At 62.9% G+C, this 26,629-nt stretch carries 22 protein-coding genes; 12 read left to right on the forward strand and 10 right to left on the reverse strand.

Annotated features, from left to right (window positions below; all coding sequences use genetic code 11):
* The first annotated feature begins 79 nt into the window (after positions 1 to 79).
* Positions 80 to 1,132, forward strand: coding sequence for a Bug family tripartite tricarboxylate transporter substrate binding protein (locus ACYG9Y_RS16455; RefSeq protein ID WP_023738674.1), 1,053 nt, complete (start codon positions 80 to 82; stop codon positions 1,130 to 1,132).
* A complete protein-coding gene (locus ACYG9Y_RS16460; RefSeq protein WP_023684806.1) occupies positions 1,132 to 3,090 on the forward strand; it encodes a tripartite tricarboxylate transporter permease in 1,959 nt (652 codons plus the stop codon). Before ACYG9Y_RS16455 ends, ACYG9Y_RS16460 begins: the two co-directional genes overlap by 1 nt.
* An 8-nt stretch (positions 3,091 to 3,098) precedes the next feature.
* Here ACYG9Y_RS16460 and ACYG9Y_RS16465 read toward each other — a convergent pair whose 3' ends face one another.
* From ACYG9Y_RS16465 to ACYG9Y_RS16490, 6 genes are all read right to left on the reverse strand, one after another.
* The gene (locus tag ACYG9Y_RS16465) at positions 3,099 to 4,040 is read right to left on the reverse strand and encodes a class I SAM-dependent methyltransferase (protein ID WP_196814116.1); all 942 of its coding nucleotides are present in this window, start codon (positions 4,038 to 4,040) and stop codon (positions 3,099 to 3,101) included.
* Complete coding sequence (locus tag ACYG9Y_RS16470) at positions 3,989 to 4,996, reverse strand: hypothetical protein (RefSeq protein WP_023738672.1); 1,008 nt, start codon at positions 4,994 to 4,996, stop codon at positions 3,989 to 3,991. Before ACYG9Y_RS16470 ends, ACYG9Y_RS16465 begins: the two co-directional genes overlap by 52 nt.
* Positions 4,997 to 5,260: 264 nt before the next feature.
* Complete coding sequence (locus tag ACYG9Y_RS16475; RefSeq protein WP_023738671.1) at positions 5,261 to 5,578, reverse strand: DUF2934 domain-containing protein; 318 nt, start codon at positions 5,576 to 5,578, stop codon at positions 5,261 to 5,263.
* An 86-nt stretch (positions 5,579 to 5,664) separates the two neighbouring features.
* Complete coding sequence (locus ACYG9Y_RS16480; RefSeq protein WP_023738670.1) at positions 5,665 to 6,249, reverse strand: BA14K family protein; 585 nt, start codon at positions 6,247 to 6,249, stop codon at positions 5,665 to 5,667.
* A gap of 190 nt (positions 6,250 to 6,439) precedes the next feature.
* Positions 6,440 to 10,249, reverse strand: a complete 3,810-nt coding sequence (metH, locus tag ACYG9Y_RS16485) for a methionine synthase (protein ID WP_023738669.1) — start codon at positions 10,247 to 10,249, stop codon at positions 6,440 to 6,442.
* Between the two features lie 151 nt (positions 10,250 to 10,400).
* Positions 10,401 to 11,522: a KamA family radical SAM protein gene (locus ACYG9Y_RS16490; protein ID WP_031253526.1), complete on the reverse strand. Its 1,122-nt coding sequence runs from the start codon at positions 11,520 to 11,522 to the stop codon at positions 10,401 to 10,403.
* A gap of 201 nt (positions 11,523 to 11,723) precedes the next feature.
* On the opposite strand from ACYG9Y_RS16490, the gene ACYG9Y_RS16495 reads away from it, so the two are divergent.
* The 3 genes from ACYG9Y_RS16495 to ACYG9Y_RS16505 all read left to right on the forward strand — a co-directional run bounded on the left by ACYG9Y_RS16495 (position 11,724) and on the right by ACYG9Y_RS16505 (position 17,383).
* Positions 11,724 to 13,370 carry an acyl-CoA synthetase gene (locus ACYG9Y_RS16495; RefSeq protein ID WP_023705193.1) on the forward strand — a complete coding sequence of 549 codons (1,647 nt, stop codon included), beginning with the start codon at positions 11,724 to 11,726 and terminating at the stop codon, positions 13,368 to 13,370.
* Between the two features lie 235 nt (positions 13,371 to 13,605).
* Positions 13,606 to 14,499 (forward strand): hypothetical protein, encoded by an 894-nt coding sequence (locus ACYG9Y_RS16500; protein WP_023705194.1) that lies wholly within the window; start codon positions 13,606 to 13,608, stop codon positions 14,497 to 14,499.
* Positions 14,500 to 14,761: 262 nt separating this feature from the next.
* A complete protein-coding gene (locus tag ACYG9Y_RS16505) occupies positions 14,762 to 17,383 on the forward strand; it encodes a bifunctional diguanylate cyclase/phosphodiesterase (RefSeq protein WP_031253527.1) in 2,622 nt (873 codons plus the stop codon).
* 45 nt (positions 17,384 to 17,428) lie between these two features.
* Here the strand turns inward: ACYG9Y_RS16505 and ACYG9Y_RS16510 are convergent, their stop codons facing one another.
* On the reverse strand, positions 17,429 to 19,051 hold the full coding sequence (locus ACYG9Y_RS16510; RefSeq protein ID WP_023705196.1) for an ABC-F family ATP-binding cassette domain-containing protein: 1,623 nt from the start codon (positions 19,049 to 19,051) through the stop codon (positions 17,429 to 17,431).
* Positions 19,052 to 19,277: 226 nt separating this feature from the next.
* Here ACYG9Y_RS16510 and ACYG9Y_RS16515 point away from each other — a divergent pair, with 226 nt between their 5' ends.
* A complete protein-coding gene (locus ACYG9Y_RS16515) occupies positions 19,278 to 19,592 on the forward strand; it encodes an EthD family reductase (RefSeq protein WP_023705197.1) in 315 nt (104 codons plus the stop codon).
* A 52-nt stretch (positions 19,593 to 19,644) separates the two neighbouring features.
* Here the strand turns inward: ACYG9Y_RS16515 and ACYG9Y_RS16520 are convergent, their stop codons facing one another.
* The 3 genes from ACYG9Y_RS16520 to ACYG9Y_RS16530 form a co-directional block, all read right to left on the reverse strand.
* Positions 19,645 to 20,388 (reverse strand): 2OG-Fe(II) oxygenase, encoded by a 744-nt coding sequence (locus ACYG9Y_RS16520; RefSeq protein ID WP_023705198.1) that lies wholly within the window; start codon positions 20,386 to 20,388, stop codon positions 19,645 to 19,647.
* Positions 20,389 to 20,506: 118 nt separating this feature from the next.
* Positions 20,507 to 21,031: a carboxymuconolactone decarboxylase family protein gene (locus ACYG9Y_RS16525; protein ID WP_023708602.1), complete on the reverse strand. Its 525-nt coding sequence runs from the start codon at positions 21,029 to 21,031 to the stop codon at positions 20,507 to 20,509.
* Between the two features lie 44 nt (positions 21,032 to 21,075).
* Entirely contained in the window at positions 21,076 to 21,498 is a 423-nt protein-coding gene (locus ACYG9Y_RS16530; RefSeq protein WP_023705200.1) for an OsmC family protein, read from the reverse strand.
* A gap of 200 nt (positions 21,499 to 21,698) precedes the next feature.
* On the opposite strand from ACYG9Y_RS16530, the gene ACYG9Y_RS16535 reads away from it, so the two are divergent.
* From ACYG9Y_RS16535 to ACYG9Y_RS16560, 6 genes are all read left to right on the forward strand, one after another.
* A complete protein-coding gene (locus tag ACYG9Y_RS16535) occupies positions 21,699 to 22,430 on the forward strand; it encodes a 3-keto-5-aminohexanoate cleavage protein (RefSeq protein ID WP_023705201.1) in 732 nt (243 codons plus the stop codon).
* A gap of 102 nt (positions 22,431 to 22,532) precedes the next feature.
* Complete coding sequence (locus ACYG9Y_RS16540) at positions 22,533 to 23,042, forward strand: Lrp/AsnC family transcriptional regulator (protein ID WP_023670324.1); 510 nt, start codon at positions 22,533 to 22,535, stop codon at positions 23,040 to 23,042.
* Complete coding sequence (locus ACYG9Y_RS16545; RefSeq protein WP_023705202.1) at positions 23,039 to 24,202, forward strand: saccharopine dehydrogenase family protein; 1,164 nt, start codon at positions 23,039 to 23,041, stop codon at positions 24,200 to 24,202. Before ACYG9Y_RS16540 ends, ACYG9Y_RS16545 begins: the two co-directional genes overlap by 4 nt.
* 108 nt (positions 24,203 to 24,310) lie before the next feature.
* Entirely contained in the window at positions 24,311 to 25,099 is a 789-nt protein-coding gene (locus tag ACYG9Y_RS16550; RefSeq protein ID WP_023705203.1) for an ABC transporter substrate-binding protein, read from the forward strand.
* Positions 25,100 to 25,235: 136 nt separating this feature from the next.
* Positions 25,236 to 25,913: an amino acid ABC transporter permease gene (locus ACYG9Y_RS16555; protein ID WP_023695534.1), complete on the forward strand. Its 678-nt coding sequence runs from the start codon at positions 25,236 to 25,238 to the stop codon at positions 25,911 to 25,913.
* Positions 25,910 to 26,584: an amino acid ABC transporter permease gene (locus ACYG9Y_RS16560; protein WP_023684787.1), complete on the forward strand. Its 675-nt coding sequence runs from the start codon at positions 25,910 to 25,912 to the stop codon at positions 26,582 to 26,584. The genes ACYG9Y_RS16555 and ACYG9Y_RS16560 overlap by 4 nt, the downstream gene beginning before the upstream one ends.
* Positions 26,585 to 26,629: the final 45 nt, after the last annotated feature.

Raw genomic sequence — 26,629 nt, forward strand, 5'->3', positions numbered from 1 at the left:
CGCGATTGCTAAGGAACAACGCTGGCGTTGCAAGGGCTATCTAAGTATCACCACTGGGTGAAATCTGGGGCTTGGCGAGATGAAGTTCTTTCGTGTGGCGTTGGCGGCAATCACCGCCGCGGCAATCTACCTGCCGTCCGCGGCAAGCGGCGGCGAGATCGCTTGCGCAACCACCTACGCCGGCCGGCGAATCACCCTCGTTGTCCCCAACGCTGCCGGCGGCGGCTATGATACCTATGCCCGTGCATTTGCGCCGGCCCTTGCCAGCACGACCGAGCTCGATGTCAGGGTCGTGAATATGCCCGCGGCAGGCGGATTTGCGGCGCTAAAGCGTGTAACCAATGCGCCATCCGACGAACTGGTCCTTATGATTGAAAGCGTCTCCGACATAATTTCGCAAGGTGACATTTCGGCTGGCGTCGACAACTGGACGAATCGGCTAAATCCGATAGGACTGATTCACATCGATCCCGAAGCGTGGATCGTTCGGAACGATGTCGATTTGCAAAGCGCCAAACATCTGGTCGCGTCGGTTTCATCGCTTGAAGCCGGCATCCTGCCGATAGTGCTCACCGCGCACCTCCTCGATATCAAGGTCGACGTGGTCTCGGGCTATGAAGGCAGCGGCGCACTCATGTCCGCGCTCCTGCGTGGCGAAGGCGATATGACATCCAATTCATTGACGACAGGCTTGCGCTCGACCGCCGCAGGCGAAGCCAAAGTCGGTCTGGTTCTCACGGAGGGACCTGACCCGAACGCGCCAGGCGTGGCTTTCCTGGCGGGTGAAGGAGGGTTGGTGTGGCAGCGCAGCCAAGGCCTTTCCAAGGAGAAGCAGGAAGAACGATTGCGGTTGGCCATCGCCGTCGCGAAAGCTTCGGCGACAGCGCGGGGATTTTTTGCCCCTGCCGACATGGAGCAGAAATCGCTAGGTTGTCTTCGTGACGCCGTCTCCGCCGCGGTCAAGAGCGATGGGTTCAAGGTGGCGCTTGAAGCTCAGAAACGTCCAATCGAGCCGCGCGACGCCGACCAGACCGTCATCGTGATCAACGATATGCTCAGTGCCTTCCATGAGGCGGAAGCGTATCTGAAAAAACACCCGGAACTCGAGCGGGATGCGCGAGCAACGCGCTGATGACCGGATATTGGGCTGCCCTCGGCACTGGACTGGGCAATGTATTCTCCTGGCCGAACATACTGATCCCGGTGCTTGGCACCTTGGTTGCCATGGCTACGTCCTTTCTTCCAGGGATTGGCGGCGCCAGCCTTGCAACCCTTCTGCTGGTCGCAACCGTGCATTGGGATCCGGTATCGGTGTTGTTGCTGTTTGGCGCCCTGACCGGCGGCGCGACCTTCATGGGATCTATAACGGCTATCCTCTTCAACATACCGGGCAACGCGCCAAGCGCGGCAACCCTGCTCGACGGCCATCCGATGTCCAGGGCCGGCCTGCCTCGCACCGCGATAGCCGCCGCGGCAACGGCCTCGGCCGTCGGATCGGTTTTTGGCGTCCTCGTCCTCATAGCGCTCATGCCGATCATTCGGCCGTTCATCCTGCAATTCGGACCGTTTGAATACGTGCTGCTCGGCGTATGGGGCCTGTCGACGATCATTGCGGTTCCAAGCGCGTCCCGTCTGAAAGCGCTGGCGATGGCGCTGCTGGGGCTTTTGGTCGGTCTTGTCGGAACTGATCCGACCTATGGCCAACCACGCTGGACGTTTGGGAGCATCGCTCTCTTCGACGGCGTCGACATGGTCGCGCTGCTGCTTGGCTTTTTCACCGTTTCTGAAATCATCTCGTGGCGAAAAAGATTGCAGCTTGAAAAAGCGGCTGGCCTGGAAAACGCGAACGACTCGATCTGGACCGGTATGCTTGCTGTCTTTCGTCATTGGGGACTAACAATGCGATCGTCGGCCATCGGCGTGTTGGTCGGCATCATTCCAGGTGTTGGAGGAACGGTCGCCAGCTTCGTTGCCTACGGGCAGGCGATCCAGACAACCCCCAAGGACCAGCGCTCAAGGTTCGGATCTGGTGACATCAGGGGCATCATTGCGCCGGAAGCGGCCGTCGATTCGAAGGACGGAGGCTCGCTTCTGCCGACCGTTGCCTTCGGCCTTCCCGGCAGCGAGGGCGGCTTGATCCTGCTGACAGTCCTGACGGTACACGGCATCGTTCCGGGCATACCGATGCTGACGACCGACTTGCCCCTGACGTTCACGTTGATTACCGCGCTGCTGCTGTCGAACTTGCTGACGTCCGCAGTGGGATTGGCGTTGACACCATATTTTGCGCGCCTGACTGCTCTCAGGATCGACCGCATCGCGCTCCCGATCATTGTCGTCAGCTTCGTGACGATCGTGCAGCTAAACGGGCTGCTGATCGATCTGTACGTAGCCGTCGCTTTCGGGCTGGCCGGCTACATGCTGAAGCGCCTCGACTGGCCGCAAATTCCTTTTGTCATATCATTCGTCCTGGGCGGCTTCATCGAGCGAAACCTGGCGCTCAGTGTGGAGTTGGCCCGTGTCGGCAGGCTGAACCCTCTACAACGGCCGGCGTCGTTGACGATCATGGTCATAATCGCGCTTTCCCTCGCATGGATCGTGCGCGGTGGTGTTTTGCCGCCGCGACGTGTCAAGCCAAAGCGTGCCGATGCCGCAGTCGCATGGCTGTTGACCGGTGGATGCGCTGTGCTGGCAGCGATATCGCTCCAAGGGCAGCCAGGCTATTCGATCTTCGCGCAGGCCGTGGCCTGGTGTTGTCTGTTTGCGATGCTCGCGGTCGCCCTTGTGCAAACGATCTCGCTTGTTGGCCACGAGAAACAGGGAGGCGAACGGACCCATACGATCCCGGAAAGCCATCGTGTGCCGTTGATGATGATGCTCCTGTTGCCGGTCGCTGTCTGGCTGGCGGGCCTCCCGGCGGCGCTGTCCCTGTTTACCCTGGTATGGATTTCAGCCGGTCAGAAGCTGACCTTGAAGTCGGCGACACTGGCATCTTGCACCTCGGTTGCGGTCGCAGTGGCGACCTGGTTTTATCTCGATCGGATAGCCGCTATCGACCTTCCCGCTTCTGCGATGTCGCACTTATTCTAGTGGTCGGGCTACATCCTGACGGCGACGATTTCGTATCTTGGAATTGTCTGGACGCTGTCGGCAGCGGCAAGCGGGGAAACGCTTTTCCCGGTATGATGCTGCTCCGAGCCGACAATCGTCAGGTTGGATTGCTTCAGCATATCCGCAAGGTCTGAATATGTAGTGCGATCTTCATGCAGCGGTTCACCCCAGAGCGCTTCGACGGCCGTCTTCAGCTCCGCCACGGCAGCGGCAGGAAAATGCGCCGCGACGGCGGCCTTCTCGATGGTCGAAAGCCTTCGGCCGATTTCAGCGCTGCCGCGAGGCCCCCTCGGCTGGTCTTTTTCCGATAGCAACCTCTGGGAGAGAAGCAGGCGTCCGCCAGGCTTGAGACTACGCGCCCAACTGTCGACCACCTGCTGGCGTGCGCTGCGGTCGAAGAAATTAAGAACGCTATGCGCGACAACTGCCTGCACCGGCGCACAGTCGCAACCGCGAATGTCGGCGCGGTGGGTCTCGAGCGCAAAACCGGCGGAGCGGGCAAACAGCCTGTTCTGTTCGACCGTCGTTTCACAGCGATCGATCAGCACAAATTCGGGCTCGATGCCGACCGGCCTCGTTTGGCCCAGAACCATTGCCGCCAGGCCGGTGTCGGCCGCGCCCGACAGGAGAATCCGACAGCGTCCCTCCTGGGCCACGGCAGCCAATTCACGTCCAAAGAACCCCCCGCCGGCCGGCTTGGCACCTTTCGATTCCAGCAGGCGGATCATGCTCCACGTGCGATGGTAGGGCATACACCCATGGCTCGGGTCACACAGCACCTCAGCCCAATCAAACGAAAAACGGGCAAGTTGCGTGAGTGGTTCGTCGGTGTAAATCGAGAGCCGTTGTCCTGCCGGTGGGCTTTCTCGCGGGCCGTTCATTGCGATTGCATCTTCCTTCGCCGGACCATTCTTGTTCTCCAAAGCCATCTCACCGGCCATATCCAGCGGCCCGACTGAATGAATTGGTAAGATCCGGCTGAAGGCAGGAAGTCGATTCTCCCGGTGCCGGAACTGTCGATTGCCTCGAATGCAACTTTCAACGCCGCGATAATGTGGCTACGTCGTTCCTCACGGGCGGCTGCGCCACCTTTGAACTTCGGAAAAGTCGGATTGGGGTTGACCTCGAATATCACCAATGCGCCGTCTCGCAACGTGTAGTCCACGCGGCCGAACTGGATATGGCCCGTATTGCAGGCGCGAAGCAGGTCCTCAGCGTGCGGATTGTCCTTTACGAAGGCGAGTTCCTCGCGCACGAAATCCGGGTCGGTGCTGCTTGCCGATGACTTAACGTTCCAGTCGACGGACCTAAGTATGTGCTGGGACACAATCGCGTCCCCAATGCGGAATGCGCCATACTTTCGATAGTAGCCGTTCGAATCGCGATCGGCTTCAAAGGAGACGGCGATGCGCCGCTTCATCGGCTTGGCGTTGCCCTGGAGCACGGCGATCGCCTCTTCAAGTTGGCGTGGGTTTTCCAGAAGCTTGGTTTCCGGCCCCCAAAAGCCATCTTCCATCCGGATAAAAACAGGGTAACGGGTTGGTCGCTCATCCTGCTCCAGACGCGATACTTCGACCGGGTTGATTCCTCTAATACGAAGCCGGCGGAGCAGGGCGAACCGCTCCAGGACAGTCGCGGGATGGTTTAGAATTCGAGCATCAGGGTCGGCGCGCTTTGCGGCTTCAGCAATATCCGCCGCCGCCATCATTTCCATGCCATTCAGATACTCAAAATCAGTAAAAACCAAGGTACCCGCGGGAAAGTTTAGTCGGCGGAAGACTGACTGATAGGTTTCCATGCGCAAAAGCGGCAACAAGTGCCCTGCCGACGAAATCAGCCGCCGCATCGGCGTCTGATTCAACTCGTGCACCAACACTGTGATCATCGTTGCTCGCCACCCCGTCTCGACGTCGTATAGAGAAAGTGGCGAGAGTGTCTACAGGCACGCTGGTGCCGCGAAGTGGTTGGCACTTCGTATCGCGGCATCTGGGCTGCTTCGCCGGCATCGGCACCGTCCGCTTACGGATGTTGCTATGGCCAGCACGGATCAATTTAGGCGCAAAGCTGTCAGAGAATGACGGCCCCTGTCGCGACTGCCAAAGTGATAAGTGTCAACAAGACACTCTGAAAGATCGTCCTAGGCCTCTGATCATGCCTTTGCCCGCCTCTTTCCCTCGCTCCCCCTCGCCGCCTGCTCAACCGCCGCCCTGTCCGTGCCCAGTCTGTCGATCAACTCCTGCGCCTCGTCGCCCGATATGCCGGTGCGCACGGCGAGTTCCTCGACGGTCAGCACGTCGGTGCTGGCGATCTCGCGCGGCAGGGCGTCGTCTGCGGTCAGCGGCAGGGCTGCTTCGCGGTCGATTTCGGCCTCGGCCCGGTGCCAGTGATGCTCGGGGTCGCCAGTGCCTTCGCGCTCCCAGATCTGATAGGCGCGCTGCTGTATCTTGTGATGCCGGTCGTCTTCCATGGTGGTTCCTCCCCTGGGCTTTGAGGACGATCCGAACGATCCCAGAAATCGCGCGGTCGCAATCGTTGCGGCGCCCTTCGCGCTGGCTATTCGCATTGCCGTCTCGGCCCGCCGGAATATGGCTGGTAGCTGTTGTCTTCCGGACGGTAGGAGCGATAGCGGCTGAAGCAGGATTCGACATGGTCGCCGCCGGCGGCCGCGTAGGCGCCCGCGCCCTCGACGTAGCTTGCCTCTCGCGGCGCGACGCGGTCGGCGGCGAGATAGGGCGATACGCAGGTGCGCTGCTGTCCGCTATAGGACATGTAGCTGTTGTCGTCGGGATCGTAGGAGCGGTATCGGCTGGCGCACCAGGCGAGATGCGGCGGCGGCAGTTCGGTCCGCGCGATGGCGCCGGTGACTGTGGGATCGGGCTGCTGCCTGGCCGGGTCCTGGGCTGGCTCCTTGGCGGCGATGTCGGCAGGCGCGGACTGCTCGGGCGGCACACGTTCGAAGTCCTGCGCCGTCTTGTCCACCGGCCGCGCTTTCCGGGTCCACAGTTCCGCCACGCTGACGGTGGGCCTTGCCTCCCGCACAGGCTTGGCGGCAAGCAGCCAGGCTGCGAAAACCAGCCCGCTGCCGAACACCGCAAGGGTCAGCACGAAGCCGCCGACCAGTCCCAAAATCGCTTTCACTCGACACTCCTTGTGTCCCTGCCAATAAAATGCGGGACATCACGGCTTGTTCCAGAAAAGCAGGCGCGAGGGACCTAAGTCTGACCGACCGACAACCGGCAGCTCGCCGAGAACCGGGTGCGGCGCGATTTTTTTCGACGGTGAAAAATCAAGGGAGCGGTCGAGCAGCCATTGGGCCACGTCGCAGCCGCTATTCCGCCGCCTCGGCATAGTGCTGAGGGACATAGTTGAGGATCGGGCCGAGCCAGCGCTCGACATCGGCCAGCGGCATGGCTTTGCGGCGGGCATAGTCCTCGACCTGGTCGCGCTCGACCTTGGCGACGCCGAAATAATAGCTTTCGGGATGGGCGAGATAGATGCCGGAGACCGAGGAGCCCGGCCACATCGCATAGCTCTCGGTCAGGCTGACGCCGACATTGCGCTCGCCGTCGAGCAGCCGGAACAAGGTCGCCTTCTCGGTATGATCGGGCTGCGCGGGATAGCCGGGCGCCGGGCGGATGCCGCGATAGGGCTCGCCGACCAGTTCGTCGGGCGCCAGCGTCTCGTCTGATGCATAGCCCCAGAATTCCTTGCGCACCTTCTCGTGCATGCGCTCGGCGAACGCTTCGGCGAAACGATCGGCCAGCGCCTTGACCATGATCGAGGAATAATCGTCATTGGCGCGCTCGAAGCGCTCTGATATCGCCACCTCCTCGATCCCCGCGGTGACGATGAAGCCGCCGATATAGTCCGGCTTGCCGCTGTCGGCCGGCGCGACGAAATCCGACAGCGCGACATTGGCCTTGCCGTCGCGCTTGGTCAGTTGCTGGCGCAGCGTGAAGAAGGTTGCCAGTTCCTGCGAGCGTGCCTCATCCGTGAACAGCCTGATGTCGTCGCCGACGGCGTTCGCCGGCCAGAAGCCGATGACGGCGCGCGGCGCGAACCATTTTTCCGCGATGATCTTTTTCAGCATCGCCTGCGCATCCTCGAACAGCTGGCGCGCCGCCGGTCCCTGCTTCTCGTCATCGAGGATCTTGGGATAGCGCCCCTTCAGCTCCCAGGTCTGGAAGAACGGCGTCCAGTCGATGTAGCGCGAGAGCTCAGTCAGGTCCCAGTTCTCGAACACTTTCACGCCGGTGAAGGACGGCTTCGGCGGTTCATAGGCGGACCAGTCCACCCTGTGCGCATTGGCCCTGGCCTTTGCCAGCGGCAGCCGCTGCTTGTCGGCCTCGGAGCGGGCATGCGCGTCGGCGACCTTTTTGTACTCGGCCCGCACTGTGTCGACGTAGCCGCCCTTGGTCTCCTTCGACAGCAAGGACGAGACGACGCCGACCGCCCGGCTGGCGTCGTTGACATAGACCGTCTGTCCTTTGGAATAGCGCGGGTGGATCTTCACCGCCGTGTGCACGCGGCTGGTGGTGGCGCCGCCGATCAGCAGCGGAATGTCGAAGCCTTCACGCTCCATCTCGGCGGCCATGTGCACCATCTCGTCCAGCGACGGGGTGATCAGGCCGGACAGGCCGATGATGTCGACATTTTGCTCACGCGCCGTCTGCAGGATCTTTGCCGCCGGCACCATGACGCCGAGATCGATGATCTCGTAATTGTTGCAGGCCAGAACGACGCCGACGATGTTCTTGCCGATGTCGTGGACATCGCCCTTTACAGTCGCCATCAGGATTTTGCCGGCCGTCTGGCGCTCGCCATTGTCGATGCCATTGGCGGCGTTGGCCAGTTTTTCGGCCTCCATGTGCGGCAGCAATCCGGCCACCGCCTGCTTCATCACGCGCGCCGACTTCACCACTTGCGGCAGAAACATCTTTCCAGCGCCGAACAGATCGCCGACGACATTCATGCCGGCCATCAGCGGGCCTTCGATGACATGCAGCGGCCGCTCGGATGCGAGGCGCGCTTCCTCGGTGTCGGCGTCGATGAATTCGGTGATGCCGTTGACCAGCGCATGCGAAATCCGCCGCTCGACTGTCCAGTCGCGCCAGGCGAGATCGCGCTCCCTGGCTTCCTTGCCGGCGGTGCCCTTGAAGCGCTCGGCGATCTCCAGCATGCGTTCGGTGGCGGTGCCGCCGGCCCTGGGCACGCGGTTGAGCACGACATCCTCGCACGCTTCGCGCAGCTCCGGCTCGATCGTGTCGTAGACGGCGAGCTGACCGGCATTGACGATGCCCATATCCATGCCGCGCTGGATGGCGTGATAGAGAAACACGGCGTGCATCGCCTCGCGCACCGGCTCGTTGCCGCGGAAGGAGAAGGACAGGTTCGAGACGCCGCCCGAGATATGCACATGCGGCAGCGTGGCGGTGATCTCGCCGGTGGCCTCGATGAAGTCGACGCCGTAATTGTCGTGCTCCTCGATGCCGGTGGCGACCGCGAAGACGTTGGGGTCGAAGACGATGTCTTCGGGCGGGAAGCCGGCCTGTTCGGTGAGCAGCTTGTAGGCGCGGGTGCAGATCTCGACCTTGCGCGCCTTGGTGTCGGCCTGACCGGCCTCGTCGAAGGCCATGACGACCACGGCCGCGCCATAGGCGCGCACCAGTTTCGCGTGGTGCAGGAACGCTTCCTCGCCTTCCTTCATCGAGATGGAATTGACCAGCGGCTTGCCCTGCACGCATTTAAGCCCGGCCTCGATGATCTCCCATTTCGAGGAGTCGACCATCACCGGGACACGGGCGATATCAGGCTCGGCGGCGATGAGGTTGAGATATTCGACCATCGCCTTTTTCGAATCGATCAGGCCTTCGTCCATGTTGATGTCGATGATCTGGGCGCCATTGGCGACCTGGTCGCGCGCCACGTCGAGCGCGGGGACATAGTCGCCCGCCGTGATCAGTTTTCGGAACCTGGCCGAGCCGGTGACATTGGTGCGCTCGCCGACATTGACGAAGGGGATCTCGTCGGTCAGCGTGAACGGCTCCAACCCGGACAGGCGCATCTTGCGCTCGATCTCGGGAATTGCGCGCGGCGGATACTTTTTGACAGCCTCGGCAATCGCCCGGATGTGCTCCGGCGTCGAGCCGCAGCAGCCGCCGACGACGTTGACGAGCCCTCCCCGCGCGAAATCCTCGATCTGCGCGGCCATGAAGTCCGGGCTCTCGTCATAGCGGCCGAATTCATTGGGCAGGCCGGCATTCGGATAGGCGCAGACGAAGGTGTCGGCGGCGCCTGAAATTTCGGCCAGATGCGCGCGCATCGCATTGGCGCCGAGCGCGCAGTTGAGGCCGATGGTGAAGGGGTTGGCATGGCGCACCGAATGCCAGAAGGCGGTCGGCGTCTGGCCCGACAGCGTGCGGCCGGAGAGATCGGTGATGGTGCCCGAAATCATCACCGGCAGGTGCACGCCCTTTTCGATGAATATCTCGTTGCAGGCGAAGATTGCCGCCTTGGCGTTCAGCGTGTCGAAGATGGTTTCAATGAGAATGATGTCGGCGCCACCGTCGATCAGGCCGCGCAGCTGCTCGCCATAAGCCAGGCGCAATTCATCGAAGGTGACGGTGCGGTAGCCGGGATTGTTGACGTCGGGGGACATCGAGGCGGTGCGGTTGGTCGGCCCGACCGCGCCGGCGACGAAGCGCCGCTTGCCGTCTTCCTGCTGTGCCCTCGCCGCTGCCCGACGCACCAGTCGCGCGCCGTCCCGGTTCAGCGCGTAGACGGCATCCTCCATGCCGTAATCGGCCTGGGCGATCGAGGTCGAGGAGAAGGTGTTGGTCTCGAGGATATCGGCGCCAGAGATGGCGTATTGATAATGTATTTCCTCGATCGCCTTCGGCTGCGTCAGGATCAAGAGGTCGTTGTTGCCCTGCTGGTGGCAGGCGCAGCCCGCGAAAGCCTCGCCGCGGAAATGCTCTTCGTCGAAGCCGAGACCCTGGATCTGCGTGCCCATGGCGCCGTCGAAGATGAGGATGCGCTCGCGTGCCGCTGCCGTCAGCGCCGCAAGCACTTCGGACCCGTCGGGTCTGGCCGCGACGGGGCCGAATAATGCGTCCAGCGATGCAGAATTCTGCGACATTTTTTATCCTTGAGGCGACAACCATCACATAAGGATATCTTTATGTCAACATACGGAATGCAGGCGAACGCGTAGTGGCGAGAGTTTGGTGCGATCGGTCGTTCCGCTCGACAATGTGGGGGCAGCGGTCCTTGGCGCCGCTGCGCCTTGCCTACACCACCACGTCCCGATACAGCCTCACCTCGCCGTCCTGGCCGCGAATGCGCCAATCCTGCCCGTCCCGTCCCTCGATATGGCATGGCCCGAGCGGCACCTTGCCGCCGCCTTCCGGCAGGTCCAGCACATAGATCGGATTGCAGATGCCCGACAGGCGGGCGCGCAGCGCGCCGGCCAGCGCCTGTCCCTGCGCAATCGTGGTGCGCCTGTGCGCCATGCCGCGCGCGAGGTCGCCGTGGTGCAGGTAATAGGGTTTGACGCCGAGCCGGTACATCAGTTCGCGGCAGAGTTCCTCCAGCACCTCGACCGTGTCGTTGACGCCCTTGAGCAGGACGCTCTGGTTGAGCAGCACGAAGCCTGCCTGGCGCATGACGCGACAGGCCAATTCGGTGGCCGGCGTGATCTCCCGCGCATGGTTGAAATGGGTGACGACGGTGACCATCAGCCGGCCCTGCAAGGCGCCAACCAGCCCCGGCGTGATGCGCGCGGGCAGCACGACAGGCACGCGTGTGTGGATGCGCAGCAGCCTGACATGCGCGATCGTCTCGATGCGGGCGCGGATTTCGGCCAGCGCCTTGTCCGGCAGCGACAGCGGATCGCCGCCGGTCAGGATCACCTCGCGGATTTCGGTATGGCCTTCGATATAGGCAAAGGCCTCTTCGAGCGCTTCTCGCGTATAGCCGCGGCCGATCGAGGTCAGGGATTCCTTGCGGAAGCAGAAACGGCAATAGACCGCGCATTGGTAGGTCGCAAACAACAGCACGCGGTCGGCGTGGCGGTGCGTCAGTCGCGGCACCGGACTGAAGGCATGGTCGGCGATCGGATCGTCGAGCTCGCCTTCCGTTTCCGTCAGCTCATCCGGCGATGGAATGATTTGCGCGCGGATCGGATCGGCGGGATCGTTCCAGTCGATCAGGTCGAGATAGGTTTTTGGGGCACGCACCTTGTGGCGCGTAGCCGCCTCCTGCGCCGCCGCGCGCTCGGCGGGTGACAGCGGCAGCGAGGCGAGATCGCGGACGTGGCGCACGCCCGCGCGGATGTCGTTTTGCCAGGCGATGTCAGCATCGCGTCCTTCGTCGGCGATGGCCGCGTCATCGAAAGTTGAGTCTGGGATCATTGGGGCCTCGGGGCAATTCTGGCGGTGCTATCGGCCGGATGGACGGTTCGGTCAACAGCAGTGGCTCGGCGCGGATTGTCGCTGCGCTGCGATCCTTCGCATCCCCCGACTATCGCCGTAATCGACCAGCGCAGCAATTTCAGGCAATCTGACCGATAAGGCGCTCCAAGGGGAGATGGGCGCCGCCTAGGGAGGACTGCCATGAGCAAAATGCCGCGCTATGAGGATGCCGTTCAGCGCTTTCGCATCGAAGATGAGATCGCGCGGTTGTATGGCAACCCTGGAACCGGCATCAATGCCTATGTCGAATGCTGCGGCCGCTACACCGGAGAAGACCGGCTGGCGCTGCGCGCGATCTCGGCCGGCGGCGAGCTTCGCGAATTCAGCTTCGACGATCTCGCCGACATGTCGGGGCGCGCCGCCAATGTGCTCAAGGCCGCCGGCGTCGGTGCCGGCGATGTCGTCGCCGGCATGCTGCCGCGCGTCCCCGAACTGGTGGCGCTGATCCTCGGGACGTGGCGGATCGGCGCGGTCTACCAGCCGCTGTTCACCGCCTTCGGTCCGAAAGCCATCGAGCACCGCCTCGGCTATAGCGGCGCCAGGATCGTGGTGACCAACCCGGCCAATCGCGGCAAGCTCGACGAGGTCGAGACATCAGCGCAAATCGCCACCATTCTTGGCAATGGCGGTGTGCTGCCTGCAGGCGACATCGATTTCCGCGCCGCGCTTGCCGCCGCCTCGCCCGAGTGCCAGCCGGTGATGCGCAAGGGCGACGACTTGTTCATGATGATGTCGACGTCGGGAACGACCGGCCTGCCCAAGGGCGTCCCGGTGCCGCTCCGCGCCCTGCTCGCCTTCGGCGCCTATATGCGCGACGCGATCGGCTTGCTGCCCGACGACATCTTCTGGAATATCGCCGATCCCGGCTGGGCCTACGGCCTCTATTACGCCATCACCGGCCCGTTGCAGCTCGGCATCGCCACGACCTTCCATGAAGGCGCCTTCAACGCCAAGAGCACTTACGACATCATCGAGCGGCTCGGCGTCACCAGCCTTGCCGGCTCGCCGACCGCCTATCGCCTGCTGATGGCGGAAGGCGCGGAAGCTGCGGCCCGCGTCAAAGGCAGACTGCGCGTGGTGAGCAGCGCCGGCGAGCCGCTCAACCCGGAAGTCATCCGCTGGTTCGACGCAAATCTCGCCGCGCCCATTCACGACCATTACGGCCAGACCGAGAACGGCATGATGGTCAACAACCATCATGGGCTCTCGCATGTCGTTCGCGCGGGCTCGGCCGGCTTCGCCATGCCCGGATATCGCATGGTGGTACTGGACGAGGCCGGCAACGAGCTCGGCCCCAACCAGCCCGGCATCCTCGCCGTAGATATCGCGAAGTCGCCGCTGCGCTGGTTTGACGGCTATCACCAGGCGCAAACGCCGGCGATCACGGGCGGCTACTACCGCACCGGCGACACGGTGGAGTACGAGCCGGACGGTTCGGTCTCCTTCATCGGCCGCGCCGACGATGTCATCACTTCGGCCGGCTATCGCATCGGCCCGTTCGACGTCGAAAGCGCGCTGATCGAGCATCCGGCGGTCAACGAGGCGGCTGTCGTCGGCGTGCCCGATCCGCAGCGCACCGAGATCGTCAAGGCCTTCGTCGTCCTGGCGCCGGCTTACAAGGGCAATTCGGAGCTCGCCGAAGAGCTGGCCCAGCACGTCAAGAAACGGCTGTCGGCGCACGCCTACCCGCGCGAGGTCGAGTTCATCACGGAACTGCCGAAGACCCCGAGCGGCAAGATCCAGCGCTTCCTGCTGAGGAAGGCGGAGGTGGAGAAGCGCAAGGCGTGATTAGGCGCCAATCTCCCCCCTCGAGGGGGAGATGTCGCCGAAGGCGACAGAGGGGGTCGTTGCGCGTGAAGCGCTAACGTCGTCTCGCGCTGCAAAAGGAGTCAGCGCTTCAAGCGCAACGACGCCTCTGGCCTGCCGGCCATCTCCTTCTCAAGGGGGCAGCTCCAACGCCGTCTTTTTTCAGCCCAATGTTGTCATGTATCCTTGGAATCGAACGTAGAGCAGGGTTTATATCATGCGGTGGGTCTGGACGTTTCTGTTTGCGCTGGTGAGCAGCGTGGCTTTCACGGCCTCGCCGGAGGACGACTATGTGGCCGCGCGTGACAAGGCGATTGCTGATATCGCGGCGCTGAACAGTGCGAACGCGGCAATCGAGACCATCGACGCTGAGAACGAGAAGGCGCTGGGCGACCTCCAGCAGCGTCTTGCCGGCATTATCGGGCCGCTGGCGGTCAAGGACTTTCCGCCAACCGGCACAATCAATATCGAAAGCCTCAGCGACTCCGATATCGGCTATGGCATGCTCGATGGGCTGCGATACACCAAGGGCGACGACGGCCCCAGCCTGGTGGCAACGACGCGAGGGCTGCTGGAGCGCTGGCTCCAGTCCAGAACCGCCGAGACCGACGAAAGTTTCAAACTGCCCGCCGGCATCGATGAGGCGCTTAAGCTGGATGCCTTCTATACCCAGGCGATCAACAGCGACGCCGCCTTCGAGGGAACGCTCGACTTTCCATTGAAGAAACCCGAAGGCGCCGACATCGCCTTCGCACGGCTCGGCGGCTGGACGCAGGACGTCGGGCCGATCTATGAGCAGGAAGTCATCGTTACGCTCGTCAAAGGCAACAGCGTGAGAATTATCGCAGCGCCGGCAGCCCCTGCCGTTCCGAAGATCGCCGCCTGCGACGCCGTGTGGGCTGCTGCGGACGCCGCCGCGCAGAAATTCCAGGAGGCCTACCAGGCATCGGACCTGAAGGACGAAAAAGCGTTCGAGTCCTCCAACGCCGCCTGGGACAAGGGCGACAGCGACTACCGGGCCTGCATGGCGCAGCGCCTGCCGGCTGACCCGGCTTTCCCGGCGCTGCTCGCCCAGGCGCAGGCGCTGGCCGATCAAATGGCTGGGAAGTAAGCCTCCCGCAAGGGCCCGCGCGGCAAGATCAGGCGGCTTGTTGCAATCTGAGGCGAATATGACTTCGCCGCTGGGTTGCAGAACGCTGCAACCTGGCGTCCTACTTTCGGACACTCATTCAGATTTCGGCTGGACCCTGGCAGCCAAAAGCTTACCGTTTGTTCTCGGATTCGTCTCGAAGCTCAAACTTAAGCTTTAGCTACTATGGTCGACCGAAGGACTACTGTCCTGGAAAGGTCTTCGGATCGAGTTGGCAGGTGCAATGCTCAATTCCGGCCGGTTGAAACGGGCCGTTTTTTCTTCCGCCAACTTGCCGGCGGCGATTGCCTTTGTCGTGCTTCTCGTCTGCGCCCTGGTTGCCGACCAGAGGAACAGAGAGGTCTCCGATCAGCTGGCGCGCGCCGACGTCCTGGCCAAGGTCAACATCATACGCGCCAAGCTCGAAGGCAACATAGGCGGCAATCTCCAGCTGGTTCAGGGTCTCGTTTCGACAATCGTTACCGAGCCCTATATGGGCCAGCAAAGATTTGCGGCACTCGCCCGTAATCTGTTCGAGCAAAAATCGCAGTTGCGCGATATTGCCGGCGCCCCCGACCTCGTCATCGCGCTGATGTATCCGCTGGAAGGCAATGAAAAAGCCATCGGGCTGGACTACCGCAAGAGCGATACGCAACGCATGGCCGCGCTTCGCGCCCGTGACCAGCGCGCGCTGGTGCTCGCCGGGCCGGTCAAACTGGCGCAAGGCGGACGTGGCTTCATCGGCCGTATCCCGGTCTTCGTGCCGACGGCGGGTGGCAGCGACCGTTTCTGGGGTATCGTCTCGGCCGTGATCGATGTCGATCGGCTCTACGCTGCCAGCGGACTGACCGACCCTGATCTGGATATCGATGTGGCGCTTATCGGCAAGGATGCGCTCGGCGGCGGCGGGGAACTGTTCTTCGGCGGCGATAATGTCGTGTCCGGCAATCCGGTGATGGCAGAGGTGCAATTGCCTTCAGGCTCCTGGCAAATTTCAGCCATACCGAAGGGCGGCTGGCCGACCGCTCCGAAAAATGAGTGGCTGTTGCGTCTGCTCATGGCGCTTGCCGGCGCGCTGGTGGTGCTGCCGATCCTCGTGGCAGGACGTCTTTTCGGTGAGCGGCAGAAAAGTGACGCCGAGTTGAGGCGCCTGTCCCGGCGGCTGGAGCTGGCGTTGGAAGCCTCTGCTATAGGCGTGTGGGAGCACGATACCGTCAGCAACGAACTCGTATGGGACGACCGCATCAACGAAATCTATGGCAAACCCGGCGGCGGCAAGACCCGTAGCTATGACGACTGGGCGCTGGCGATCCATCCCCAAGACTTCGAACGGGCTAAAGCAGATTTCGATTCGGCTGTTGCAACACAAGGCCCCTACTCTTCGCAGTATCGGCTCCTGCGGCCGGACGGCACCATTCGCCATGTGCGCACCCGCGCCAGTTTCTTCCGGGACATCGACGGCACGCCAAAAATGATCGGCGCCGAATGGGATGTGACAGGCGACGTGCTGCTCAACGAGAATCTCGTGCGTGAACGTCGCCTTTCAGAATCGAAAAATGCCGAACTGAACCTGGCCAAAGCCCGCATCGAGCATGTCGCGATGCATGATTCGCTGACCGGTCTGCCCAACCGTCGGTATCTGGACGAGATGCTTGCCGAAAACCGCGAAGCCGACGGCCGTGCGGCGTTGCTGCATCTCGACCTTGACCGGTTCAAGCAGATCAACGACACGCTCGGCCATGCAGCGGGCGATGCATTGCTGGTGCATGCTTCGAAAGTCATCAAGGCCAGCGTCGGCAGTGCCGATTTCGTTGCGCGCATCGGCGGCGACGAGTTTGTCGTGCTGAGCCATGGACGCGACGACAAGGAACTCGCCGCGCTGGCCGACCACATTATCGATGCGATGCGCCAGCCGGTCGACTATCTGGGTCACCAGTGCCGGTTCGGCGTCAGCATCGGCATTGCGGCCAATAGCGGCGTCGATGCAAGGCAGTTGCTTGTCAATGCCGATCTGGCGCTGTACCGGGCGAAAGGCCGCGGCCGCAACCGCTACGAGTTTCTCAACGAAGAGCTGCAGAGCGAGATCGTGCGGACCAAGCAGACCGCCGACGAGATTCTGGGCGGGCTCGAGCGGAACGAATTCATCGTCTACTATCAGCCGCAGTTCGACGCCAAGACGCTGGAGATCGTCGGCGTCGAGGCGCTGTCGCGTTGGGATCATCCGCAACGCGGCATGCTGACCCCCGACGCCTACATCAAGGTGGCTGAAGAACTTAATGTCGTGGCGCTTATCGACCGCACCGTCCTGGAGCAGGCGCTCGATAATTTTGAGCGTTGGTCGCGCAGCCACCTCAACATCCCGCGCGTCTCGGTCAACGTTTCCGCACGGCGCCTGGAAGACAGGGACCTGATCAAGGGTTTGCGCAAGCTTCCGATCAAGGAAGGGACCGTGTCGTTCGAACTGGTGGAGTCGATTTTCCTCGACGAAAACGACGAGCTGGTCAGCTGGAACATCGAACACATCAAGGGGCTCGGCATCGACGTCGAGATCGACGATTTCGGCACCGGGCATGCCTCGATCGTCTCGCTGTTGAAGTTGCGGCCCCGTCGCCTCAAGATCGACCGCCAGCTGGTCACCCCCATCACCAGCTCAACCGCACAGCGGCAGCTTGTGTCGTCCATCATCGACATCGGCAAGTCGCTCGGGATCGAAGTGATCGCCGAGGGCGTCGAGACGATGGAGCACGCGCGCATCCTGAAAGAGCTTGGCTGCGACATCCTGCAAGGCTTCCTGTTCGGCTACCCGATGGATGCCAAAGCCTTCAAGGCCTTCGCGCAGTCGCGCAAATGGCTGGCGGCGAGCTGACAAATCCTGGCTTTGCTGGACGCAAATGCGGACGCAGGACCTGCGTCAGGTCCGCAGCCCCGGCGCCTCGTGCCCGGTCCTCTCCACATATTCGGTATAGCCGCCGCCATAGGTGTGGATGCCTTCTGGCGTCAGTTCCAGCACGCGGTTGGAGAGTGCGGCCAGGAAATGGCGGTCGTGCGAGACGAACAGCATGGTGCCTTCGTATTGCGACAGCGCCGTGATCAGCATCTCCTTGGTCGCGATGTCGAGGTGGTTGGTCGGCTCGTCGAGCACCAGAAGATTGGGCGGATCGAACAGCATCAGCGCCATCACCAGGCGCGCCTTTTCGCCGCCTGACAGAACCCGGCATTTCTTCTCGATCTCGTCGCCGGAAAAGCCGAAGCAGCCGGCGAGTGCCCTGAGCGGCGCCTGGCCGGCTTGCGGAAACGCGTCCTCCAGCGTCTGGAACACGGTGCGTTCGCCCTCCAACACCTCCATGGCGTGCTGGGCGAAATAGCCCATTTTCACACTCGGCCCCCGAGCAACTGTGCCGGCATCCGGGTCAGACGCGCCGGCCACCAGCTTCAGCAGTGTCGACTTGCCGGCGCCGTTGACGCCCATGATGCACCAGCGCTCGCGGCGGCGGACCTGGAAGTCCAGCCCCTCATAGATCGAGCGGCTGCCATAGCCCTTGTGGACGTTCTTCAGCGTCACGACATCCTCGCCGCAGCGCGGCGCCGGCTGAAAATCGAAATTCACGATCTGACGGCGCTTGGGCGGCTCGACACGATCGATCTTGTCGAGCTTCTTCACCCGGCTCTGCACCTGGGCGGCGTGTGACGCCCGCGCCTTGAAGCGCTCGATGAAAGCGATCTCCTTGGCCAGCATGGCCTGCTGGCGCTCGAACTGCGCCTGCTGCTGCTTGTCGGCGATCGCCCGCTGCTGCTGGTAGAATTCGTAATTGCCGGAATAGGCGGTGAGCGAACCGGCGTCGATCTCGACCACCTTGTTGACGATGCGGTTCATGAACTCGCGGTCGTGCGAGGTCATCAGCAGCGCGCCCTCATAACCTTTCAGGAACTGCTCCAGCCAGATCAGGCTTTCGAGATCGAGATGGTTGGACGGTTCGTCGAGCAGCATGACGTCGGGCCGCATCAACAGGATGCGGGCCAGCGCCACGCGCATCTTCCAGCCGCCGGACAGCTTGCCGACATCGCCATCCATCATTTCCTGGCTGAAGCCCAGGCCGTCCAGCACTTCGCGGGCGCGGCCATCGAGCGCATAGCCGTCGAGCTCTTCGAAACGATGCTGCGCCTCACCGTACTTCTCGATGACCTCCTCCATCCGGTCGGCCTGTTCGGGGTCGGCCATGGCCGCCTCGAGTTCGGCCATTTCGGCCGCCACGTCGCTGACCGGCCCGGCGCCGTTCATCACTTCGGCCACAGCACTATGGCCCGCCATGTCGCCGACATCCTGGCTGAAATAGCCGATGGTGACGCCGCGATCGACCTGCACCTGGCCCTCGTCGGGCTGCTCCTGGCCGGTGATCATGCGAAACAGCGTCGTCTTGCCGGCGCCGTTCGGCCCGACAAGGCCGACCTTCTCGCCCTTCTGTAGCGAGGCCGAGGCCTCGATGAAGACAAGCTGGCGGCCGTTCTGCTTGCTGATGCTTTCAAGACGGATCATGAGGCGGTCCGGGGGAGTTGGTGCAAAGTTGAGGGATTTGCCCGGGGCCATACGCGAATGAGCGCAAGGAGGAAAGAGGCAGAAGCGCCACAGATGGTGGCGAGGACCCGTCATCGCGCCCGAAACAAAAATCCAGCGATTGTCGAAAACCGCCCTCGCGGAACGACATTGGCACGGCGGCCTGCATGGCCCCCAAACAGCGACACCAACAGGCAGGAATATGACGATGGCCAAGATGCTCGTGATCTACAAAACCCCGGCTGATCCGGAGGCGTTCGACCGGCACTATTTCGAGGTTCATGTGCCGCTGGCCAAGAAGCTTCCCGGACTGCGGCGCTACGACATCAGCAGGCGGCCCATCATCAAGCGCTCGGCGGGCGAGATTCCGTATCTGGTCGGGACACTCTATTTCGACAGCCTCGCCGATATGCAGAGCGCATTTGCCACCGAAATCGGCATTGCCTGCGCCGCTGACCGGCGTATACTCGCCCCAGGAGACGATGACTTGACGATGCTCCTGTTCGACGTCGACCAAGTGTGAATCTTAGCCGATCTCGGAGTGGAACGAAGGAGCCGCGCCGAAGCGGACGACGTTACTTCGCGTCGTGGAAGATGATTCCCACCGTATGCCGCCGTCCCGAGCGCAGGCGGCTGACGCCGTGCCGGAGATTGACGCGGTAGTGCCCTTTCGTACCTTGCACCGGGCGATTGTGGACAGCAAAGATCACTGCATCGCCCCGGGTCAGCGGCACCACTTCGGCACGGCTTTGCATGCGCGGGCGCTGCTCGGTCAGCACGAATTCGCCGCCGGTGAAATCCTCGCCCGGCTGCGACAACAGGATCGCGACCTGCAGGGGAAAAGCGAGGTCGCCATAGAGATCCTGGTGGAGGCAGTTGAAGTCGCCGGGGCCATATTGGAGGAGAAGCGGCGTCGGCCGCGTTTGGCCGCCTTCGTGGCAAAGCTGGAGGAAGGCGGCGTGGTCATCGGGATAGCGCCGTGCCGCGCCCATGCGATCGTTCCAGTCGTTCGCGACGCCGGCCAGCCTGGGATAGAGCGCGGTGCGCAGGCCACCGACCAGATCCGGCAGCGGATAGCGGAAATAGCGGTACTCGCCCTTGCCGAAGCCATGGCGGGCCATCACCACATGGCTGCGGAAATGGTCCTCATGCGGATAGAGACCGGCGATCTCGGCGCACTCCTCGGGTGCAAGCAGCGCCGGCATGACGGCGCTGCCGTGGCTGTTCAGTTCGCCGATCAGAGCACTCCAGTCCTGCGCTGCGACGCGCGCTTCGGCCGAATGGGCTGCGCGTTTGGTGCTTATCGAATGGATGGTCATCGATGCCTCCTTTGATGTGATCAAAGTGGGGCGAACGGCGGGCGTGAACCACCCGATTCCTGCGGAGGTGAAGCGCGATCTTCCCCTTCGCCCCCTGTGGTAGAAGGGAAAACGCGCTTCACCGCTTGCGATACACCTCCAGCTCCGGGTCGAGATCAACGCGCACCGCATTCGTGAACAAGCAGGTCGCCACCATGACGCCGGCGAAGGCGACGAGGTTGACCAGCAGTGTGTCGTCGTAGCGAGCCTTGATTGCCGCCCAGACATCGTCGGGAACGGCGTTGGTATCGGCAGCGACTGCCTTGCCGAATTCGATCAGCAGTGTCTCGTCGGCGCTGGGCTCGATCGCCTCGGGATCAAGACCGCTGTCGATCAGCGCGCGGCGGAAGAAGGTAAGCGGAATCTCGGCGCGGCATCTCTCGGAGACCGCCAGCGACAACAGCCAGATGGCGCGGTCGTCGAGCGTGGGCTTCAAGAGATCGCGCAGGGTGAACCATTCGGCATAGATGCGGTGGGCTGCCGGTGAATGCAGCAGGATGCGCTTCATGTTGGTCATGCGCCCGCGCAGGCCAAGTTCCCTGTCGTGCTCGGCGCGGATGTCTTGCGATGTCGAGGCGTAGTCGATCGGCGGGATCATGGCCATGGAACGGTCCTTGGTTGGTGGCAGCGAGGCATTCTGCGACACCCTCACCCAAGCGTCGTATGCAATTGCGGCACGGCGCGCAGCGTGTTGGACACCGTGCAGGTCGCTTCGGCGTCCTCGACGATCCGCTGCTTGGTCGCAGCGTCGAGATCGCCTGAGATGTCGAGCCTGATATTGAGCCTTTCGACGCGCGACGGCTCGTCCTTGGCCTTCTCGCCGCTGACCTCGGCGCGCACCTCGCCAAGCGCGGCGGCAACCCCGAGGCGGGAGGCGGCGATGCGCGCGCTCAGCACCATGCAGGCGGCGAGCGAGGCGTAGAGCAGGTCGAGCGGATTGAAGCCCGGCGCGCTGACGCCGGTGACGACATCGACTGCACCGCCGGTCGGAGTGGTGATGGAAGGCAAGCCGCCGGGCTGCAGCGTCGCCGTCGCGCCGGTGACGCGGGTCCTGACCTTCAACTCAGCCATCGCAAATCCTTCTGGCCGGCAGTCCGGCAAAGGGGTAAGGATCGCCCGTGGCGTGTCCTGTCCCGCTATATGGTATGTCCTGGGCCGATACCGCAACCTCCGCAGAAGCGGCACCCTGTCAGCAATCTTCACCACGCCCGTTCCCTCTCCGCCCTGCCCTGCGGTAGGCTCGCGCGATCCGCAACAGGATCGCGAGAGCCATGATCGTCCAGGCCTGCATCAATGGCGCGCGCGCCGCCGATTTTCACCCCACACTGCCGCTCGACTCCGACGCTATGGCGCGCGACGGGGCGGCTTCGATTGCCGCGGGCGCAGCTGAGCTGCATGTCCATGCCCGCAGCGCGGACCGCCGCGAGAGCCTTGCGCCGGCAGCGATGGATCCGACCATCGCAGGGCTGCGCCGTGCCTGCCCCGGTACGCTGATCGGCGTCTCCACCGGCGCCTGGATCGAGAATGACGATACAAGCACGCTGGTCGCCATCGCCGGCTGGCGCGAATTGCCGGACTATGCCTCGGTCAATCTCAGCGAGGCGGCCGCGCCTATCGTCATGGAGAGCCTGCGGCAGCGCGGCATCGGCATCGAGGCGGGTCTGGCGTCGGTCGCCGACGCCGAGCGGCTGGTCGGCCTCGACCATGGCGGGCGCGTGCTGCGCGTGCTGATCGAGATTTCCGAGCAGACGCTAGACGAGGCTTTTGCGGTCGCCGGCGGCATCGAACAGGTCCTGGAGCGCGCCGGCATTCGCCGTGCCATCCTGCTGCATGGCGAGAACGCGACGGTGTGGCCGTTCGTGCGCCGTGCCGCGGATCGCGACTGGTCGACGCGCGTCGGGCTGGAGGATGGGAAGCATCTGCCGGATGGCACGGTTGCGGCCGGCAATGCCGCGCTGACGGCGGCAGCCGTGGCGATGTTCCAGTCCATTCGATCAGCGTAGCAACAAACTGACCTCTTGCTGTTATTATAAATATCTCGTAGGCTATTTTCATATCAGGAAGAAATTCCACCACATTTTTCTCCTTTATGAAAGCCTTGCCTTTTGCGTGAGCATCTCGATCAAACCGATCGACGGCTGGTAAAGCTGTTGTCGCAGGATGCCCAGCCCGGCATCAACCGGCTCGCCGAGACGATGGCGATCTCGGTGCCGACGGTGCGCTCAAGGTTGCGCAATCTGCTCGACCGCAACCTCTTGAAGATCGTCGGGCTGCTCAATCTGACCGAACGCCCCGAGTTGATCTCGGCCATTGTCGGCATCAACGCTCAGGGACGTGGCCGCGCCCGGGAACTGGCGCAGCGCATTGCCGAACTGCCTTTCGTCAACTCGGCCTCGGTGGTTACCGGGCGCTTCGACATCATCGTCGACGTGACCGTCGCCGGCGATGTCGCCGACCTCTACCGCATCACCAGCGAGCTGATTCCGGGCGCCGGCATTCCCGGGGAAGTCGTGCGCAGCGAAACCTTCGTCGTCATGGCTTCATGCAACAAATGGGTCAGCCTTCCCGAAGGCTGCTGGTCGGAAGAAACACCGTCACGCAAGGAGCCGGCATGAGAATAGCTGTTCTCGGCGGCCTCGGCCTGCAGGGACGGGCGGCCATCGCCGATCTCGTCGCCAGCGCCGGTGTCGAGGAAGTCGTCTGCGTCGATACGTCGGCTGACGGCCCTGCCCGGCTTGCCGGGCTGACCGACCTTTCCCGCGTGCGTTTCGTCATGCCCGAGGGCGCGATCGGTCCGGCGCTTGCCACCGTGCTGGCGGATGTCGACGCCGCCATCGATCTGCTGCCGCAGCCATTGATGCGCGAGGCGGTGCAGGCCGCGATCGCAACGCGCACGCCGCTGGTCACCACCAACTACGGCAAGGCGATTGCCGATCTGGCGCCGGAGGCTGCACAGGCCGGCGTTTCGATCATGACCGAATGCGGGCTCGACCCCGGCATCGACCTCGTGCTCTATGCGCGCGCCGCAAAGCAGTTCTCTACGATTTCTTCGATCGATTCCTATTGCGGCGGCATCCCCGAACCGAAGGCGATGGCCAAGCCGCTCTGCTACAAGGTAAGCTGGAATTTCGACATGGTTCTGGTCAGCCAGAACCGCGACAGCGTGATGATCGAGTATGGCAAGCGCGTCGAAGTGCCGGCCGGCCGACAGCACGACAATGCCTTCATCCACGAGATCGAGGTCGCGGGCCTCGGCCGGCTGGAAGCTTTCCCCAATGGCGACGCTCTGCACTATGTCGAGATGCTGGCAGCCGCCAAGGGATTGCAACGCTCGGGCCGCTATACGCTGCGCTGGCCGGGATGGTCGGCGTTCTGGGCGCCGCTGAAGGAACTCGGCTTCCTCTCCGAAGACAAGGTGCCCGGCACCGGCGCCAGCCCACGCGAATTTCTCGGCCGTCTGCTCGGCCCGCAACTGCAATATGGCGCCGACGAGAAGGACCTTTGCGTGATGCGCAATGTCTTTTCCGGTCTCGAAGGCGGCCGCGCCAAAACGGTGACGTCGGACCTGATCATCGAACGCGACCTGGCATCAGGCCTGTTCGGCATGAGCCTTGGCGTCGGCTATCCCGCCAGCATCGTGGCGCAGATGCTGGCGCGGCGCGAGATCGCCACACCAGGGCTTTTGAACCCGCTGCTGCATGTGCCGGACGGGCCGTTCTTCGACGAGCTGGCCAGGCGTGGCATCAAGGTTGCCGAGACGGTGGCCTGGGACTGAGGATTTTCGAACGGTGGCTGCCGCCGGAAAACGGTGCCGCCGCTCAAAAAACACCCAAAAGGGTGGAATAACAAAGTGGAACAACAACGATAACAGGAGGAATGCCAAATGAAGATTGCCAGACTTTTCATCGCCGGACTTGCGCTTGCGGGCCTGACCGCTGCTGCCAGTGCCGGAACGCTCGACGAGATCACCAAGCGCGGCGAACTGCGCGTCGCGGTACAGACGCAAGGACCTCCCTTCTCGCTGGTCGGCGCGGCCGGCGAGCGCACCGGCAGTTCGGTCGAACTCGCCGAACTGATGGCCAAGGAAATGGGCGTCAAGATCACCTTCCTCGACTATGATTGGGACGGGCTGATCCCGGCGCTGCTTTCGGGCAAGGCCGACCTGCTCGTCGCCGACATGACGCCGACGCTGGCGCGCGGCATGAAGGTCGCCTTCACCACACCTTACATGTATACGGGCAGCACCGTCTTCACCAAGGCCGACAGCAAGTTCAAGACAACCGAGGACTGCAAGGCCAAGGGCACCAAGATCGCCGTGCTGTTAGGCGCCACCGGCGAAAAGGAAGCCAAGAACGCCTTCCCGGATGCCGACATCAAGAGCTACAAGGGCGGCGGCCCGCTGCTGCTCGACGCAGTCAACAACGGCCAGGCCGATTGCGGCGTCAACGACGTCTCGGCGGTCAAGGGTCAGTCGACAGCCTATCCCGCCGGCACCTTCACCATCATGCCGGACCTGTTGTCGAAGGAGCCGCTTGCCTTCGCCACCCGCTACGACGAGCCGGACCTGTTGATCTGGATGAACCTGTTCCTCAACCAGGTCAGCATCGACGGCCGCCTGCAGAAGAACCTCGACTACTGGGTCAATTCCGACGCCTGGAAGAAGGATCACTAAGCAGAGGTAAGCAGGGAGTAGTGAGTAGTGAGTAGGAAGTAGTGAATGGTGAATGGTGAATGGCCATTCCGGACGCCCTTCACTGCTCACCACTCACTACTCACTACTGCCCATTCACCATTCACAATTCACCGCCATGCTCGAAAATTTCAGCTTCCGCACCATCGTCGAATATCTGCCGCTGTTCGGGCAGGGTCTGATCACGACCGTGTGGCTGTCGGCGCTGTCTTTTGCGGGCGCGCTGGCCGTCGGCATCGTGCTCGCCGCCATGAACCTGCAGCGCGGCCAGCTGTTTCGCGTGCTGGCCAAGGGCTATATCGATGCCGTGCGCGCCACGCCGTTGCTGGCGCAGCTCTACTTCCTCTATTTCGGCCTGCCGCGTCTCGGCTTCGTCCTGCCCGAGCTCGTCGTCGGCATCATCGCTTTGTCGCTGAACAGCGGCGCCTATGTCGCGGAAATCATCCGCGCCGGCATCCTGTCGATCCCGCGCGGCCAGGTCGAGGCCGGGGTTGCCTCGGGAATGACCTATGTCCAGCGCATGCGCCTGGTCATCCTGCCGCAAGCCTTCAAGGTGACGATCCCGCCGCTGCTCGGCCAGGCGATCGTGCTGGTCAAGGATTCCGCGCTTTTGTCGCTGATCTCGGTTTCCGAACTGACGCGCGCCGGCCAGTTGCTGGCGTCCGACCGCTTCATGCCGGCGGAAGGCTTTCTCACCATCGCCGCTTTCTATCTGCTGCTCTATTACTGCCTCAAAGGACTGGCGGGGCTGTCCAGTCGGTGGCTCGGTCTGCAGCCGGCAAGGAGCAGCACATGATCTGGCAACAGCTGCAAAGCCTGGCCGGCAGCTACCCCCTCGCCTTGCGCGGCCTTGGCATGACCGTGATGCTGTCGGCGATCAGCCTGGTGCTGGGCACGCTGCTTGGCTTCGGCCTCGGCATATTGCGCACCGGCGGCAACCGGCTGATCTCGAGCGTGATCGGGGCCTGGGTCGACCTGATCCGCGGCACGCCGTTCCTGGTGCAGATCTTCCTGATCTTCTTCATCCTGCCGGAATTCGGCATCGAGCTCGATGCCTTCACCGCCGGCATCATCGCGCTCACCAACCTCGCCGCGTGCTTCATCTGCGAGATCGTCGCCGCCGGCATCCGCTCGGTGCCGACCGGCCAGGTTGAGGCAGCTCTGGCGTCTGGCCTGTCGCGCTGGCAACGCATGCGCCAGGTGGTGCTGCCGCAGGCGATGCGCATCGTGCTGCCGCCGCTGGTCGGGCAATATGTACTCTTGATCAAGGATTCCTCCGTCGTCTCGGCGATCGGGCTGACCGACCTCACCCGCGTCGGCTGGCTTGTGGTGCAGCGTGTGCCCAACGGCCTGCTGGTCTTCTTCCTGGTCGGCGTCGGCTATTTCGTCGTCTGCTATCCGCTGATCATGCTCGCCCGCCGGTTGGAGCGACGCATGGGCGCGGCGCATGGCGAGGTGCAGCTGTGACATCGAACCCCAAAGGGCTGACCGCCATGACCAATCCGAGCCCGA

The organism is Mesorhizobium sp. W050, from assembly GCF_054719535.1.